The 15,483-nt window shown below is 37.1% G+C and carries 15 protein-coding genes; 12 read left to right on the top strand and 3 right to left on the bottom strand.

Going from position 1 to position 15,483, the window contains the following annotated elements:
• The first annotated feature begins 60 nt into the window (after window positions 1–60).
• The gene (locus tag M5V91_RS05805; RefSeq protein ID WP_019382076.1) at window positions 61–831 is read left to right on the top strand and encodes a Cof-type HAD-IIB family hydrolase; all 771 of its coding nucleotides are present in this window, start codon (window positions 61–63) and stop codon (window positions 829–831) included.
• Window positions 832–1,385: 554 nt separating this feature from the next.
• On the opposite strand, the gene M5V91_RS05810 is transcribed toward M5V91_RS05805, so the two are convergent.
• The 3 genes from M5V91_RS05810 to M5V91_RS05820 all read right to left on the bottom strand — a co-directional run bounded on the left by M5V91_RS05810 (window position 1,386) and on the right by M5V91_RS05820 (window position 4,581).
• Window positions 1,386–2,114: a hypothetical protein gene (locus M5V91_RS05810; protein ID WP_284521869.1), complete on the bottom strand. Its 729-nt coding sequence runs from the start codon at window positions 2,112–2,114 to the stop codon at window positions 1,386–1,388.
• Window positions 2,115–2,191: 77 nt separating this feature from the next.
• Window positions 2,192–2,632, bottom strand: coding sequence for a helix-turn-helix domain-containing protein (locus tag M5V91_RS05815; protein ID WP_284521870.1), 441 nt, complete (start codon window positions 2,630–2,632; stop codon window positions 2,192–2,194).
• 230 nt (window positions 2,633–2,862) lie between these two features.
• Window positions 2,863–4,581: a M4 family metallopeptidase gene (locus M5V91_RS05820; protein WP_071158858.1), complete on the bottom strand. Its 1,719-nt coding sequence runs from the start codon at window positions 4,579–4,581 to the stop codon at window positions 2,863–2,865.
• A 245-nt stretch (window positions 4,582–4,826) separates the two neighbouring features.
• Here M5V91_RS05820 and M5V91_RS05825 point away from each other — a divergent pair, with 245 nt between their 5' ends.
• The 11 genes from M5V91_RS05825 to M5V91_RS05875 all read left to right on the top strand — a co-directional run bounded on the left by M5V91_RS05825 (window position 4,827) and on the right by M5V91_RS05875 (window position 15,269).
• Window positions 4,827–5,639, top strand: coding sequence for a DUF4047 domain-containing protein (locus M5V91_RS05825; RefSeq protein WP_284521871.1), 813 nt, complete (start codon window positions 4,827–4,829; stop codon window positions 5,637–5,639).
• Entirely contained in the window at window positions 5,608–6,156 is a 549-nt protein-coding gene (gene sipW / locus M5V91_RS05830; RefSeq protein WP_284521872.1) for a signal peptidase I SipW, read from the top strand. Before M5V91_RS05825 ends, sipW begins: the two co-directional genes overlap by 32 nt.
• A 79-nt stretch (window positions 6,157–6,235) precedes the next feature.
• Window positions 6,236–6,853, top strand: a complete 618-nt coding sequence (locus M5V91_RS05835) for a TasA family protein (RefSeq protein ID WP_009334048.1) — start codon at window positions 6,236–6,238, stop codon at window positions 6,851–6,853.
• Window positions 6,854–7,224: 371 nt separating this feature from the next.
• Window positions 7,225–7,326, top strand: coding sequence for an aspartyl-phosphate phosphatase Spo0E family protein (locus M5V91_RS30315; RefSeq protein WP_369425976.1), 102 nt, complete (start codon window positions 7,225–7,227; stop codon window positions 7,324–7,326).
• A gap of 302 nt (window positions 7,327–7,628) precedes the next feature.
• The gene (locus M5V91_RS05845; protein ID WP_284521873.1) at window positions 7,629–8,018 is read left to right on the top strand and encodes a hypothetical protein; all 390 of its coding nucleotides are present in this window, start codon (window positions 7,629–7,631) and stop codon (window positions 8,016–8,018) included.
• Window positions 8,000–11,716: a S8 family serine peptidase gene (locus M5V91_RS05850; RefSeq protein WP_284522252.1), complete on the top strand. Its 3,717-nt coding sequence runs from the start codon at window positions 8,000–8,002 to the stop codon at window positions 11,714–11,716. Before M5V91_RS05845 ends, M5V91_RS05850 begins: the two co-directional genes overlap by 19 nt.
• Window positions 11,717–12,104: 388 nt before the next feature.
• Entirely contained in the window at window positions 12,105–12,524 is a 420-nt protein-coding gene (locus M5V91_RS05855; protein WP_009334051.1) for a VOC family protein, read from the top strand.
• Between the two features lie 495 nt (window positions 12,525–13,019).
• Window positions 13,020–13,205: a hypothetical protein gene (locus M5V91_RS05860; protein WP_284521874.1), complete on the top strand. Its 186-nt coding sequence runs from the start codon at window positions 13,020–13,022 to the stop codon at window positions 13,203–13,205.
• Window positions 13,163–13,516 (top strand): DinB family protein, encoded by a 354-nt coding sequence (locus tag M5V91_RS05865; protein WP_284521875.1) that lies wholly within the window; start codon window positions 13,163–13,165, stop codon window positions 13,514–13,516. The genes M5V91_RS05860 and M5V91_RS05865 overlap by 43 nt, the downstream gene beginning before the upstream one ends.
• Window positions 13,517–13,938: 422 nt before the next feature.
• Window positions 13,939–14,457, top strand: coding sequence for a YfiT family bacillithiol transferase (locus tag M5V91_RS05870; RefSeq protein ID WP_217027008.1), 519 nt, complete (start codon window positions 13,939–13,941; stop codon window positions 14,455–14,457).
• Between the two features lie 161 nt (window positions 14,458–14,618).
• Entirely contained in the window at window positions 14,619–15,269 is a 651-nt protein-coding gene (locus M5V91_RS05875) for an MBL fold metallo-hydrolase (protein ID WP_284521876.1), read from the top strand.
• The last annotated feature ends 214 nt before the right edge of the window (window positions 15,270–15,483 follow it).

Genomic DNA, 15,483 nt, shown 5'->3' on the forward strand with positions numbered 1-15,483 from the left:
GGTGTTTAACACGGTGGTAAAGATTGAATAAAAAATAGTAGTGGAATGTGGTGAAAGTTAGTGCATAAAAAGTTTATTGTCTTTGATATAGATGGAACATTATTAACGACAGAAATGAAGTTTCTCGACAGTACAAAACAAGCTTTGGTTTCTCTTAAAGAAAAAGGCCATTACATCTGCATTGCGACAGGACGGGACTACGCTTCAGCAAAATCCATCGTTGACGAGCTTGAAATTGAAACATATGTTTTATGCAACGGATCACTTGGATATGTTCGTCATGAATTAGCGCATGAAGTAATGTTATCAAAAGAGTCTATTATGAAACTTATTGAAATTGCAGCGGAAAACAATGATCAGATTGTGTTCCAAACAGTGAACGGAATAAAAAGACATTTCGAAGAACCTGGAGAGTCGTTAATTAAGGCTTACGAAAGTCTAGGATGGTCGATCCCTGACTATGATGGATTGTATTGGGAACGAAACCCAATTGTTCAAGCTATGCTTTTCTGCAAGCAAGAAGATCTTCAAAAATACGCGATCGAAGAATTCAGATATGTGAGTTGGCACAAATTTGGTTTAGATGTCATTCCTAAAGAAGGTTCGAAAGCAAATACCATTTTGAAAATCGCCGAACAAAATGGATTTAAGCGGGAAGATATTGTTTTTTTCGGGGATGGAATGAACGATATTGAACTAATGGAACTATCAGGAATTGGGGTCGCAATGGGAAATGCTGAAACAGAAGTTAAAGAGAAAGCCGATTTAATCACGGATAGTTGTAATGAGCATGGAATTTATAATGCTCTTAAGAGCTTGTCATTAATATAGAAAAGAAGAAATCTTAAAAATCAATCAATAATTTTCAGGGAATTAGTTTTTACCGACAAGATTTTGTGAATGTTCTCACTTAAAGTAAAGCTGCCCTGTACAATGAGGGCAGCTATCCTTGCTTGTTAAAGAAAAAGTTTTAGTGAAGAAAGTGAAAAGGGGAATTACCTGTTTTAGCTTCCTTCCATACCAGATTTATTAATAATCCTCATCATTCGGGAAAGTTTGTTTAATTTTCCTCTGAACGGGGATTACAAATTGTCTATGTAAGAATGTGCTAATTACTGCTTTCTTGCACGAAAAAACCGCATGCACCCAGCAAAGATAGAATAGTGCATGGCGATCAATACTTTTTCAAAAAATAATATTTCGTTCTAAAATCCATATCTTAATGGAAAGTCTGTTGGAAAGATCATACCCCTTTCTAAACTAGCTGAGAGAAGATTTCCCCCAGTCCACTAATGTTCCTAAAACAATATACTTATATTAAATCCCATTAATAAAGGTTTAGCTCAAGAAGATCGGATCATTTTCCGGCCATCTTCATCGTAAGCCTAATTTGGATCTATAAGTACCTTTGAAATTTGGGCCGCTTTCTGAAAATCTTCGCTTTCCATATAGTGATCATATAGTTCTTTGGCATACTTGTTTATAAAAACCGTATGCTTATTTGTAATAAAATAGGGTAGGGCATCTTTCTCTAAGAAGGTGTAATACTTATTTAAATTATTCTCTGTAAGTAAAATAAAAAGTTTGAATAATAGATGGTAAAATTCGTTTTCCAAGTTTTTTGCCATGGAAAGTCCTTCTTGTGCTTTTCTTAATATTGAGGTTTTACGCATTATCTTTCCCGCAAGACCGCTTTCCAAATAATTGTACAGGCGTTGAAGATATGAAGTGGAATGCTTATTAGTCATAGAAAGTGCTTCTTTATAAAACTTATGTGCATGAGCATAATCTTTTCTTCTAAAATGTTCAAACCCAAGATTGTTTAATAGCATTCCTTTTTTATCAGTGGCTTGCACTAATTCACTGTGATGAATCAAATTATGATAGGATTCCGTTAGCTCTTCTAGATTGAGGTGTATGTCGTTTCCAATCTGGAGAAGCATCAGCGACTCTGCCGTGATCGCCATAATGGAATTATTGGTTTCTCTAAAATAGCGGAGTGCTTTTTCAGCATGCACATAAGCCATCACTCTGGAATCGATACAGTGATAAGCAACGGCTAAATCATAATTGTATTCAGGATTTCCATATTCATCCTTTTCTATTTCTTTCAAGACTTCTATAGCCTTTTGATGATTTTCGGTTCTGGATGAAATACAATTGCATATGTAGTATATTCCCCATGCATGCTTCAGCAGGTTTCTCTCATAAGGGGGAGGCTGGGGTGTTCTTTTTGTACAGACTGTAAAATAGAATATGTCTTTTTATAATTCATCTTTATGATATAATACCTTGCCTGTAACAGCTGGTATAATGCGGCATATTTCGAAGATTTAATATAAGGGATTTTTTTCAATTCTATATTGATTTCATCTACTTCTTTTAATCTCCGCATAACAATGGCCTTATGCCACTGATTGAGCTGATTCCCCAGGTTTTCAAATCGAAGGATTTCTTTCTTTATGTCGAGGTGCAAACGTTCTGATAGTAATTCGATAATCTCTGCAGAACAAGCTGTATGCCCTCGCTCAATCTTGCTGATATAGGAAAGAGTGCAAATTCCAAAACCAAGTTGTTCCTGGGTAAGACCGGCCTTTTTTCTGTAAAATTTAATGATTTCTCCCTCTATCATGTGATACTCTCCTTATGCGACTTAAATGACTTTATGTAATAAGTTATAATATTTTTACAATAGTACCACAATTTTCAACTTTATGACTAGTTACTATTAGCACATAATCATGTTATTGAGTGGGTTGTTAGAATGACCCAGTGTTTTTTGAAAAGTAGAAAAGTGAAAAGGGATGTCAATAAATAAGGCCATGAATGAACTAAATTCATTCATGGCCAAATGTAAGTTTCTTAGTTTACTCCTACAGAAGCATAAGCATCCATAACAGCTTTGGTCTCTGCAGAAGGCTGCCCATTTCTATCTGGATGCAAATCTCGAGCAGCTTGAATAGCTGCTTCACGCATTTCTTTAAATCCGGAAGTTGGCGTTAAGTATAAAGTGAGAGCACGGTAGTAGATTTTTTCCGCTTTTGTCCTGCCAATTCCTGTAATATCTACTCCGTTATTTGTACCGCCTGCAGTAATTAAGTAAGCTGCTTTATTATTAATGCCGCTGTTAATATGAACCCCACCGTTATCTAATTCACCTTGGTAGCGATCTTGATAGGTATCCGGATAACGCCCTGATGGCATATATTTTGTGCTAACACTCTTAGAAGCGGGGTCACTCATCGAACGAAGTCCTCCGTCGCCAGGAATGTTTGGAGTGGTGTTATCCTCTCCTAGATCCCATTCAACCTCTCCTGTTGCGTACATTTCCGCGAAATTACCGAGGATGTCTGCTATTGATTCATTGATCGCTCCCGATTCATTTTCGTAAATTAAGTTTGCCGTATGCTCAATAACACCGTGTGTCATTTCATGCCCAGCTATATCCAAACCACCTGCAAATGAACCAAATTCAATTCCGTCCCCATCTCCATATAGCATTTGTTCTCCATTCCAGCCGGCGTTATTCCACTTTTCCCCAATATGAACTGTATTAATTAATTTCATCCCTTTATCATCTAAGCTGTTACGCTTATGAACGTTTTGATAGTATTTGTTCACTTTATCAGAGTTGAAATGGGCTGAAACGGCTGCTGGGTTGTGAAAAAAGTTACTAGTATTGGTTGTTGAAACTTCCCATCCCGTGAAGCCAAAAATTGCTGAAGAAATTAAGAATAAAGTTTCATCTATACGACGAGCGTCAAAAGTCGATATTGGCACAGTATTGCTGTTGGCAACAGAAGTACCATGCAGATAACTTGTTTTAGTTTCCGAATCCTTACCTGCGTTGAAAGATTGCATATCGCCATGTACGTCCAGTCCTCTAGCGGTAACTGGGGAAAGATCCGTTGGTTCAGCACTGTGAATTTTATTGAAGCTGTCGATCACTTCTCCTGTTGCTGCATCCACAAAGTAATGGTAGTACCCGGGTGCCGGGATAGAAGTAGATGCTTTAACTAGGTAGGTTAAATAATACTTGCCTTTATAAGGATAGATCGTTAATTCAGAATCTATATCATCATAATTTTTCACTTCACCAATCTCTGATTCTACGTCATTTTTGACAATTTCTATAGCCTGCTCTTCTGAAATGGATGCCTCAGTTGGAATGGCTGAACGAGTCAAAGTTTGGGTGACCTTGCCAAATGATGCAAATACGTTATTGTTCGAATCTAATGCTACAGTTTGTCCAGAACCATATACTGGAATACCATTGTATTGCTCAACAGTGCGTGCATGGTATGTACCTGTCGCACGATCCGTTTTCTCACTTACAATTTTAAATTGCCCTCCTTTGGTTAATGACCTCGCAGCTGGATTTTCCACTTTTGATTGGAGGTAAGCCTTTACAACTTCTTGCTTACTCAATCCTTCAGCTTTAAAGAGAATAGTTGAATTGCTGGTTGAATCTGTTGCAAAAGCTGGTACGGTTGGCATTATTCCCCCGAATGTCACTGAAAGAGCCAATACAGCAGGAATAACCACCTTTTTACTCATCTTATTCTGATTCTTCTTTTTCATAAACACACCCCTTATTGAATTTTTGTTGGAACAATTAGAATTATTCAGAAAAGTTTCGGCAAAATCAATATTAACCAGAGAAATTAAATTTGAGAAAATTTCAGACGGGTTTTGCGGTGTTTTAAGTGTTTTCGGGTCTAATCGACAAATTTCAGCGTTGTTTTGTAATGGAAATTTCTCAATACAATTTTCTGACAAATAAGTAATAATGATTTCTATAAAGTCATTTTGCTTAGGGGTGAAAAATGAAAAAAGCTGCTATTCATAAAGCCATCATACTTACTTGTTTATGTTCCATGTCATTTTATTTAGGGCTGCATGTAATAGGAGAAACAGAAGCTTCCTTTTTAAGCCAAGTTTCAACAAAACCAATAACAATATCTGCAGCAATTATTTTTCCTGAAACTATTAAATTACTAGAAGATAGGGCAGATGAAATTGCAGATCAGATGCATCACGAGTATGAACGGATTAATACTGTTCAAGCAGAAGGATCGTTACAGGTGTTACATGATAGATTTACTAAAGTTGAATCTATCGAAAAGGAGCTGTATCAGCAATTTACGGCTCTTCAACAGATTTATAATGAACTTTCCGACTATCATAACCAAACTAATGATAATGGTCATACCTTTGATTATGTTTCTGAAGGGCTGCTCAACGTAGAAAACAGGTTAAAGGAAGTACGGGAAAAGATAGATTTTGAAAAACTAGAAATGATCCTCTCCTCTATTTCAGTGGAGATAAAGGAACGAGAAGATAAAGCTTCCCAGGGAAATACTCAAGTGAAACAACATAATGGAAGCACTGAAATTCAGATTGAACCTGAACATGAGGCAACAAAAAAGTTAAATAATAATGAGCAGGCGCCGGAACATACAGAAAAAACTCAGGAATCAAAGGAAGAAAAATCTCAGGAAACTGCACAATTCCAGAAACGTCAAGAAAACTCTAAATCTCTTATTGAAGGGTCATCTAATCAAGAGACATCACAGAGTTCAAATAATAATGAGCAGGTGGTAGAACATGCAGAAAATAATTTTGAGATGCCTAAGTAGTATTTTGGGATTCGCTTTCGTGGTCGTCGTCTGTTTCTTAGCATTTGTTGTTCTTTCTTCAAGGATATCTGGTTCAGAACCGACTTTTTTAGGATATCAAGTCAAAGCAGTCCTATCAGGTTCCATGGAGCCCACTTTTCAAACGGGTTCTATTATTTCAATCAAGTTAGGAAATGATCATTCTAATTATCAGGAAGGTGATATTATTACTTTCCGGTTAGAAGAGAAGATCGTTACCCATAGAATTGCAGATGTGAAACAAGAGGATGGACAAGCATGGTATAAAACCAAAGGCGATAATAATGACGCTCTGGATTTATGGTCTGTTCCCGCACAAGATGTGGTTGGAAAGTACACTGGCTTTACGATTCCGTATATCGGGTATGCATTGAACTTTGCAGCTTCAAAAACGGGGTCAGCTCTTTTGTTGATTATACCGGGTATATTGTTGGTAATTTCTTCATTGCGCACCATCTTGAGTGCGAAAAAAGAGCTGGAAGTAAATAATGCAAGATGATTTAGGTTATATCTCCCATGTATCTACACACATACATAGGAGTTTAATAATAATTTTAATATTTTAAGGGGGATTTACAATGAGTTTTACAAAGAAGGTAAGTCAAGGTGTTATGGGTGCAGCATTAGGATTGTCATTAATCGGCGGAGGAACATTTGCCTATTTTAGTGACTCAGTCGAAACCCAGAACACATTCGCAGCAGGTACATTGGATTTAGGGCTAAATCCTAGTACAGTTGTTAACATTAGCAATATCAAGCCGGGTGATGAAATTTACCGTGAATTTACACTTGAAAACAACGGTACATTAGATATTGGAAAAGTGCTGTTAGATACAAGTTACACCGTTGATGATGCCCAATTGGATGGAAAAGCCAATCAGGATGATTTAGCAAAACACATCAAAGTTACGATCATGTATAACACAAGCAGTTCAACTAACACTGTTGTAGAAACTACATTACATGATTTACAGACTAAACAACCAGACTTAACTCAAATAGATAATCTTGCAGGTCCATATCCAGATGGCATTCCTGCAGGCGAAAAAGAAAAAATATTCGTATTATTTGAATTTGTAGACAATGGAGAAGATCAAAATCAATTCCAAGGTGATAAGTTAAAAGTAGATTGGACATTTAATGCAGAGCAAACAGATCCTGCTTACCATGACGATACAGAGCCAGATAATAACTAATAGTAAAGGTGCTCTACTATTTTTAAATAGAATCCTAGCTTCAGTTTAATTCTTGGATTTCAAGAAAGCATCGCACCAAAAAATGACGCCATCCTTTCTAAAACCTAATTAGAAAGGATGGCGTTTGCTGATGCAGCCAAATGTAAACTTGAAGTTTCACAGCGATATAGATTAAGTTTTCTTATATTTTTTTAACGTTGTAATTTGTCAAAAGCCGAACTAATTCGTTATTTAATAATGAGCCTTATTTTGCATTCAGACTATAACCAGGAGAAAGCAATGAATATAACTAGACTTGAAATTAAGATTAACTTTAAACGTAATCGCATGATCCGTTCAGGTATAAAAAAGGTTTAAATCACCCGGATACAATTAGACTTAGTCAACAGTTAGATAAACTGTTGAATGAATATCAAAAAGGTAAGTTCTATAGGAGCATCCACCACATAGCATATTTACAATGTTTAGGCTAAGGCACTTGGATAATTATAAATGATCTAAGCCTTAGTGAGAAAAGTATTAAAAGATTTTATGATAATCCATTTAGATCTTTACCCCAAATCATAACTGCTGCGACCGGGATAAATTTACCAGAAAACGTACTATAAACCTATTTATCGTCTTTTTTTCGTAGCAAGGAATACTTTCGTCATACAAAAAAACCCCGATTGTAAATAGGAAGGAAGGGAACTAGAATGAAAGTGTTGGAATATTCTAAACACTAAAGAGAGGGTATTTAAGCATAATAAAAATAATAAAGAGAGTGGGGAAACATATGAAAGTCAGTTCTATAATGAAAAAAACAGCAGTGATTACCTTGTCTGCTGGATTGCTAGTTTTACCTGCAACTTCAATTTTCAGCATACCAGAAGCAGGTGCAAGTGAACGAAGTGCTGAAGACATCTTATCCACTTTGAACAGTGAACAAAGAAAAGCCTTAGAACAGCTGCAACTGAACACGGACGGAGGGCTGATAGGCTTCAAAAGCGAAGATCTATCCTCACAGAAAGAAATCTCCGTTATCGTCCAGTTTAAATCAAAGCCTAGTAAAGTAGCGGTTCTGGAAGCTGCCTTAAAAGGCAAGGAATTGAAAAAGAGAAAGCCGATGCAGAGGTTGAAAAAGAACATAAAACGTTTAAAGCTGACATCCAAAATATCTTACTGAAAGAGAATCCCAAAACAAAAAGCATCTCAAGTTCCATTTCCCATACGTTCAAAAAAGCCTATAACGGTGTAGCCATGACATTGCCAGCCGATCAAGTAGCACTCCTTTTGCAATCAGCTGTCGTCCATGCTGTATATAAAAATCACACCTTTACGGTTGATCCTATTCAAAAAGAACTGCCTAAAGATATTGAAAAAGAAGTCACCACTTCTGTTGAGAGTATCCCTTATTTAAAAATTGATGAATTACATAAGGAAGGGATTACGGGTAAGGGTGTTAAAGTAGCTGTTCTTGATACGGGGATTGATTATAACCATCCAGATTTAAAGGATGCTTATAAAGGTGGATATGATTTTGTTGATGATGATAAGGATCCAATGGAAACATCCTATAAGGATTGGCAAAATTCGAATCAGCCTGAAATCAATCCCTTTACAGGCTCGACCTATTATACATCCCATGGGACACATGTCTCAGGTACGATCGCAGGTCAAAATAAAAATGACAGTGAAGTGTCTGTTGTAGGGGTAGCACCTGACGCCGACCTATATGTGTACCGTGTGCTGGGGCCTTATGGAAGCGGAACCTCTGAAGATGTTATTGCAGGTATTGAAAAAGCAGTGGAAGACGGAATGGATGTTATGAACCTTTCATTAGGTGCAGCGGTAAATGATCCAAATTATCCAACGAGTACAGCGATTAATTATGCCGTTTTAAACGGTGTAACGGCAGTTGTTTCTGCAGGGAATTCCGGACCAGGCTCTAACACAGTCGGGTCACCAGGTACTGCTGCATTAGCTTTAACGGTTGGAGCGAGTGACGTTCCCGTTGAGCTGACTACGTTTACAGGTAGTGTATCAGAGGATTGGTCCACTGAGCTCGTAAGTATGGGAAGAAGCTTTGCGGATGAATTTTCTAAACTGGATGGTCAATCCCTTGAACTTGTCGATGTAGGTTTAGGTGCACAGGAGGATTATACAGGCAAAAATGTTGAAGGAAAAATTGCTTTCGTCCAACGCGGGAATTTTGCCTTGGCTGACAAAATCAAATTTGCCAAAGAGCATGGTGCTCAAGCTGTGATTATGTATAACAATGTTGACGGCCAGATTGGTCAAAACCTTGGTGAATCGACTGCATTTGTTCCTGCATTCTCTATCACCAAAGCAGCAGGTGAGCAATTAAAAGCGAAGATTACTCAAGGGGATACAACTCTTACATTCTCAAATTTAAAAGAAACCCAATCAGAAGGAGATAAACTGGCAGACTTTAGTTCAAGAGGACCGGTCAATGATAATTATGATATGAAGCCAGAAGTCGTTGCTCCAGGGGTGAGTGTGCTTTCTGCATACCCTTCTTATATGATTGACCCTGAGAATCAGGAAGATTATGAGTATGCCTATGCACGTCTTTCAGGAACATCAATGGCGGCACCCCATACAGCTGGAATCGCGGCTTTATTATTAGATTCGAAACCAGATCTTGACCCTGACGATATTAAAACGATTCTTATGAATACGGCGGATCCTTTAAATGGTGAGTATAGCCTGTATGAAGTGGGGGCTGGCCGAGTGGACCCTTATCAAGCCATTCACGGTGATATGAAAATGCAGGTGACCGATGAAACCCTCATTCCAGATGGTGCTGGTTTTGTAACGGTTAATAATCCATCCGGTGATATCAGCTTTGGTAATCACTTTGGCGCAGAAGGAAGTTATGTCCGTGAAAATCGAAGCATTAGGTTCAAAAATAGCAGTGATGTGAACAAAACGTTTACGGTTTCTGTTGAAGAAAATGCAGCGGAAGGAACGAACAGCCTAAGTAAAAATGGTGTTTCCGTTAGTACAGGCAAAAGTATAAAAGTAAAAGCAAATAAAGAAGTGAAACAGAATGTCTTCTTAACGGTACCGAAAACAGCCAAAGTGGGTCTATATGAAGGATTCATTACACTCACAAATAAAGAAAATTCATCAGATCAGTACCGTATACCATTTAATTTTAGAATTACAAAGGAAGGGTTACACTATTTAGATTTACTGACACCTTCAATAACACCGCCATATTTAAATCAAGAAAGAACGATGATTGATAATCGTTTAGGTGCTCTGGCTAGATTTAATTTAAGCTCACCAGCGGAAACAATGGATGTCATCCTTCAAGATGGCGAAACAGGGAAAGATATAGGTTTCCTTGGAACGGTGAATTTAAAAGGCAGTCCACTAGATCGGGATCTTTCTTTAATAGGACTATTTAACGGAAGATATTACGAATTCACTGGGAACTCCAAACAGCCGATTGCAGAAGAAGAGAGTTATGCACAGCCTGGTCACTATAAATTGTTATTTGTAACAACGGGTACATCCGGGAAAGTGACAAAAGAAACGCGTGACATCTTCATAGATATAGATGATCCGAATTTTGAAAGTTCACTCGACGGTCCATCACCATTCCTTGAATACAAACCAGGGCAGGAAACATACCCATTTGAAATTCAGATTACTGATCCACTCGTGGAAAAAATGCAGAATGCAGGAATCGAAATCGATCAATCATCGAATGCGGTCATTTATAAGTGGGGAGAATGGGGATTCCCTTCTAGTCCTGTCGCTATGGATAAAGATGGGAAATGGGCAGAAGAGATAGCTATGGAAGAATCTATACAAGCACTGAGATTTACAATGAATGGACTTGATTCTGCTGGTAATTCACCAGTGCAGAAAGATTATTACTTTGTCAAGGAGGGGACACCTGTTACGTATGTAAAGAGTGATATCAATAAAGTAAAAACAGGTGAAACGGTTCAAGCTCAAGTAATCTTGGATAATGTAAGTGATGCTAAAGAAGTAACTTGGAACTTTAAAGATAGGTTCGGGTCAATGGAATTAATCGATGCCAAGCTTGCCAATGGAATATCCGACAAAGCTGCAATTGCAGTTAATGGTGATGAGGTGAAGGTAACCTTTAATGGGACCAATGAGACATTTGACCACACTGCAGTTGTGGAAGTATCAGTTAATATTACGGATGAAACCTTCCTTACTGGCACTAGTATTAATCCTACTGCTACTCTAATAAATGGTCAAAATGAAACAAGTACACTATTAAATGCTGGCCAAAAGATAGAGGTCGATCCACAATATAATTCAGCTTATGGCTATGTATTAGCGGAAGGATTCCGTAATCCTGATAACGATCTGCTTGAGAGCAGAGATTGGTCAAAGGTTGGAGGATCTGTGAAATTTATAAAATCCGATAGTACTGTAGTGGACGCTACTTCCTTAGTAGAGGATAGATTAAATTACCGGGTAGAAAAACTTCCTTTAAGCAAGGATCCATATACTTTGGAGATTAAGATTCCTGGTCACTTTGAGGTTCACAGTAAACAACATATTGGGTTTGAATACAAAGGTAAGCTCTTTGGTAAAAATCATTATGTTAATCCAATTGATATTACAGCTGGTGATGTCAATCAAGACCAAGTCATTGATGTTTTAGACGCCATTGAAATCCAAAAGGCCTGGAAAACCGATAACCGTTCGGCTGACATCAACTTTGATGGGACGGTTGATGCGAAAGATATCGCCTTTGTTCAAAAGAATTACCAGCTGCAAAACAAATTTGTTGAAAATCCACCGGCTCCAAAAGAAAAGCATGATGGGAAAACATTAGAAAGTATTTTAGAAGAGTTGGGTGTTGAGTAAAGCAGGAAGTATTATTGTTATCAGAATTAAAACAGGAATTAAATGAAAAATATTCGAATCGTATAGGATACCTGATGAATCCCTACTACCGTATCAGGTAGTAGGGGTAACTTAGTTGAGAACACCTTTTTCACAAGTGAATGACCTTCCTGACATCAATAGCAATTTGAAAAAAACAAAAGAATCAGGATGTTAGGAGTAAAACTATGAAAAGAAGTACAATGAAGCTGCTTTCAAAGTAATCGGGTGTATTCTCTTCTTTTATTGAGGAGGTAGCTGAATAACGGTTGCATATATCAGTATAAAATCCTTACTTAATGCAGGAAGTAAGGATTTTTTGTTGAATGATTAAATTTAGAATATTTTGGAATGTGAGAGGAGACAAAAAATGGGTGAGAAATTATTAAGAGTTGGCACAACCTATATACCAGTAACTAATGTAGATCTTTCTTCTGATTGGTATGTAAATAAATTAGGAGCAGAGTTAAGCTACAAAGATCAAGACAAAGCAATTTTAAACATCGCTAATCAAAGCATTTTTCTTGTGAAGTCTAATGAAAATCAAAGCTCTAATTTCTTTGATATTTACGGTGATGAGCGTTTTTCATTAACATTCGAAGTAAATGGATTAAATGCCTTAGAAGCAATACATAAAGACTTTAAGCATAGTGAAATTAGAGTTGGAGAGATCGAGGATAGAGGACACACGGGAAGAAATTTTGTTTTTTATGATTTAGATGGTAATAAATTTGATGTATGGAGTGAGCTTAGTCCAATCTTCAAAGAAAAATATCTCATTTCCGAATAGATAATTTTATGAGGAGGCAATGTTTAATAAAGCATCTTCCGTTAATTGTTCAATAACGGGAAAGTTTGTGAGTGGAAGATCCAATGTACCTTATAGAGCAGACAATTAAAAAGGTCTGCCCTATAGGGTCTTTATTTGTCATGAAGAAGGAATAAAAGCTGGATGAGCCGAATAATTCATAGTGATCATGGGTTTGTTGTATTCTCAAAATAAAAGAGAGTATTTCAATAAGAATATTTTTTCGTTATATGGCCGACAGACGAAAATGAAGGTTATTTTATGCGTATCAATGGCTTTTTTGAAATTGATTGAGGATTAGTGTTTCGTCACCCGGACAATACCCTGCCGTGTTGAAGAGAATTAGAGGCTGGAGATATAGGTATGTCCAATATGGAAGGGACCATTTGAATTTGGTTTTTACCTTTTTAGGACCGATTAATTTGTACTTTAGTTTAACTTTGAAAGATTACACTAAACAGTGAGGAGAATGTTTGTATGCAAGTTGTAACCAAAATGTTTTTAGAACAACTCGACATGCATTGCCATGAGAATGATTGGTTTGCATCCATGAATCAGGCGCTTCATGGAGTCAGCGCAGCTGAGGCAGCATGGACAAGTTCGGGAATCAGCAATTCGATTTGGCAGATTGTCAACCACTTGATTTTTGGAATGAAGACGTAATCCATCGAATTAAGGGCACAGAGAATCCGCATAAGGCAGAAGACAATGAAGAAACCTTTGGAAATCCGGGAGATCCAGAAGACGAAATTGGGTGGACCCAGACAGTGCAGCGCCTTAATGAAGTTATGAATAAATTAAAAACGGTCATTGCGGACCTTGACGATGAAAAGTTAAAAACTCCGTATGCAGCTAACAGGTATTCTATTGAACGTTTACTCAGCAATATCATGATGCACGATACGTATCATATCGGCCAAATTGTTCTGTTGCGAAAGTTGCAATCCTCTTGGGGTGGCGTTGATTGGTCCTAAAGCACCATAATTCAGCGACTTCCGTCCAGCCGCAGAAGCAGTATTGACGGTGTGAAGCCCTTTCATTCTCTATGGTGAAGCTGGGAATTCCGAGTCACACATATACAAGGACATCTCGACCAAATTGAAAGAGTCAAAAAAGCCTTTAAGGAGAAGCGAGTTTAAAGATTAATATTTATCTTCTAAACGGGGCAGCATTCATGCAGAAAAACAAAATTTGTGAATACATGTACTAAAACTTTAGGTGCTTATGTTAACATCGGCTGCCGAACCAGGCGGCTTTTTCATATTGAGGAAAAGGTGCAGTATAGTTATAACTTTCAAGTTGCAAAAAAATTAAGGGAATTGATGGAAAATTACCTGTATTTTATCCTAAATATAGGTAGCTGCAAAAATCAGGGGATCTTTAGGAGGAATAGCAGATGGATTTGAAATATCCAATTGGCCAATTTCAATATAATGGTGAAATTACTCACAGTGTTACAAGTATTTGGATAAATGAGATAGAAGAGTTACCAAGATTGTTACGAGATGCTGTAAGAGACTTAGATAATAAAAAGCTTGATACAGCTTATCGTACAGGAGGGTGGACTGTTCGACAAGTAATACATCATCTTGCGGATAGTCATATGAATGCCTATGTTCGCTTTAAATTGGCTCTTACGGAAGAAACCCCTGTAATTAAGCCATATGATGAATCGAATTGGGCGGAACTATCTGATTATAAATTGTCGATTGATATTTCACTTTCACTTCTCGAAGCACTCCACGAGCGCTGGACCAATCTTTTACGCAGTCTAAGTTCGGCTGATATGGAAAAAACATTTATTCATCCGGATTCAGGAGAAGTTTCAGTAGGTGAAAATATCGGAATCTACGCCTGGCATGGTAAACATCATCTTGCACATATTACTTCTTTATGCAGTCGTATGGGATGGTAAATGCTTAGTTGGATTAACATACTTTTTTAACGGGTTATTACCTTAGCTGCCAAAACAGGCGGCTTTTTTCTATTTGAACCAACAGGGGAAGTTAATTAAAGAAGGTATTAATAAAAATTGAGCGAAATATACAAAAATATTGCTGATTATGGGGGAGTGAAATGAAAACATATTTGGAACCAGTGGTCAAAAATATATATGCTTTTTTAGTATGGGATGAATCTTGGAACTCTTATAATAACTGCTATTTGTTGCTTGAGAACAATAATATTATTCTTATTGATTCAGGAAAGAAAGAACATTCTCACTTGCTGTTTTCCGCACTAAAAAAGAAAGGAATTTCTAAAAGTGATATAACTCATTTTATTGCCACACACGGTCACAAAGACCATATTGAAGCAATTCAATTTTTAGGTGAAATTGAAGGCTATATTCATAATCAGGATGTTGAGTTAATTCCAGAAAATATTAGAAACAAATTAAATATGAAACTTCCAGACAACGGCCCAACTGTAAGTAATTTAGAATGTGTTCTCCTGGGACACCATACTAAAGGTTCTGTTTTCCTATATCAACGTGAAAGCAAAGTGCTATTTTGCGGAGATCATATCTGTTTTTTTGGAGAACAATTGAGTGGTAATGCTGTAGATACAGGTGTTTGGGAGAGGGAAAAATATAAGCAGTTTGTTTCTGAATGGTCTCAAAACGAGGAAATGAGGGAACAGCACAATTTTAGTTTATTTATAGAAGGGTTAAAAAAATTACCAAATACGATGTTGAGTATTTGTGTACGGGGCACGGTGCAGTTTTAAAAGGTAAAGTAAATGAATTTATTTCTGATTTGCTGGAGTTTGAATAGTTAAATAATATTTTTTAATTAACGGGAGCTGTTCTTCAAGAGGGAGAATAGCTCTTTCTTGTAACGGAATAGTTTAGTTTAACAGACAGGAATTTCATTTTTATTTACAGAATATTTAGTAAGGCAGAAGCTTCAATTGAGAGTTTTGAGAGAGAGGGGGAACAACG

This window comes from Cytobacillus pseudoceanisediminis, assembly GCF_023516215.1.
Classification (GTDB): Bacteria; Bacillota; Bacilli; order Bacillales; family Cytobacillaceae; genus Cytobacillus; species Cytobacillus pseudoceanisediminis.

Coding starts and splice junctions, on each gene's coding strand:
- M5V91_RS05835 (WP_009334048.1), top strand. CDS start 6,236: ATGAGTTTTACAAAGAAGGTAAGTCAAGGTGTTATGGGTGCAGCATTA.
- sipW (WP_284521872.1), top strand. CDS start 5,608: ATGCAGAAAATAATTTTGAGATGCCTAAGTAGTATTTTGGGATTCGCT.
- M5V91_RS05860 (WP_284521874.1), top strand. CDS start 13,020: ATGCAAGTTGTAACCAAAATGTTTTTAGAACAACTCGACATGCATTGC.
- M5V91_RS05845 (WP_284521873.1), top strand. CDS start 7,629: ATGAAAGTCAGTTCTATAATGAAAAAAACAGCAGTGATTACCTTGTCT.
- M5V91_RS05855 (WP_009334051.1), top strand. CDS start 12,105: ATGGGTGAGAAATTATTAAGAGTTGGCACAACCTATATACCAGTAACT.
- M5V91_RS05875 (WP_284521876.1), top strand. CDS start 14,619: ATGAAAACATATTTGGAACCAGTGGTCAAAAATATATATGCTTTTTTA.
- M5V91_RS05825 (WP_284521871.1), top strand. CDS start 4,827: ATGAAAAAAGCTGCTATTCATAAAGCCATCATACTTACTTGTTTATGT.
- M5V91_RS05820 (WP_071158858.1), bottom strand. CDS start 4,581: ATGAAAAAGAAGAATCAGAATAAGATGAGTAAAAAGGTGGTTATTCCT.
- M5V91_RS05815 (WP_284521870.1), bottom strand. CDS start 2,632: ATGATAGAGGGAGAAATCATTAAATTTTACAGAAAAAAGGCCGGTCTT.
- M5V91_RS05870 (WP_217027008.1), top strand. CDS start 13,939: ATGGATTTGAAATATCCAATTGGCCAATTTCAATATAATGGTGAAATT.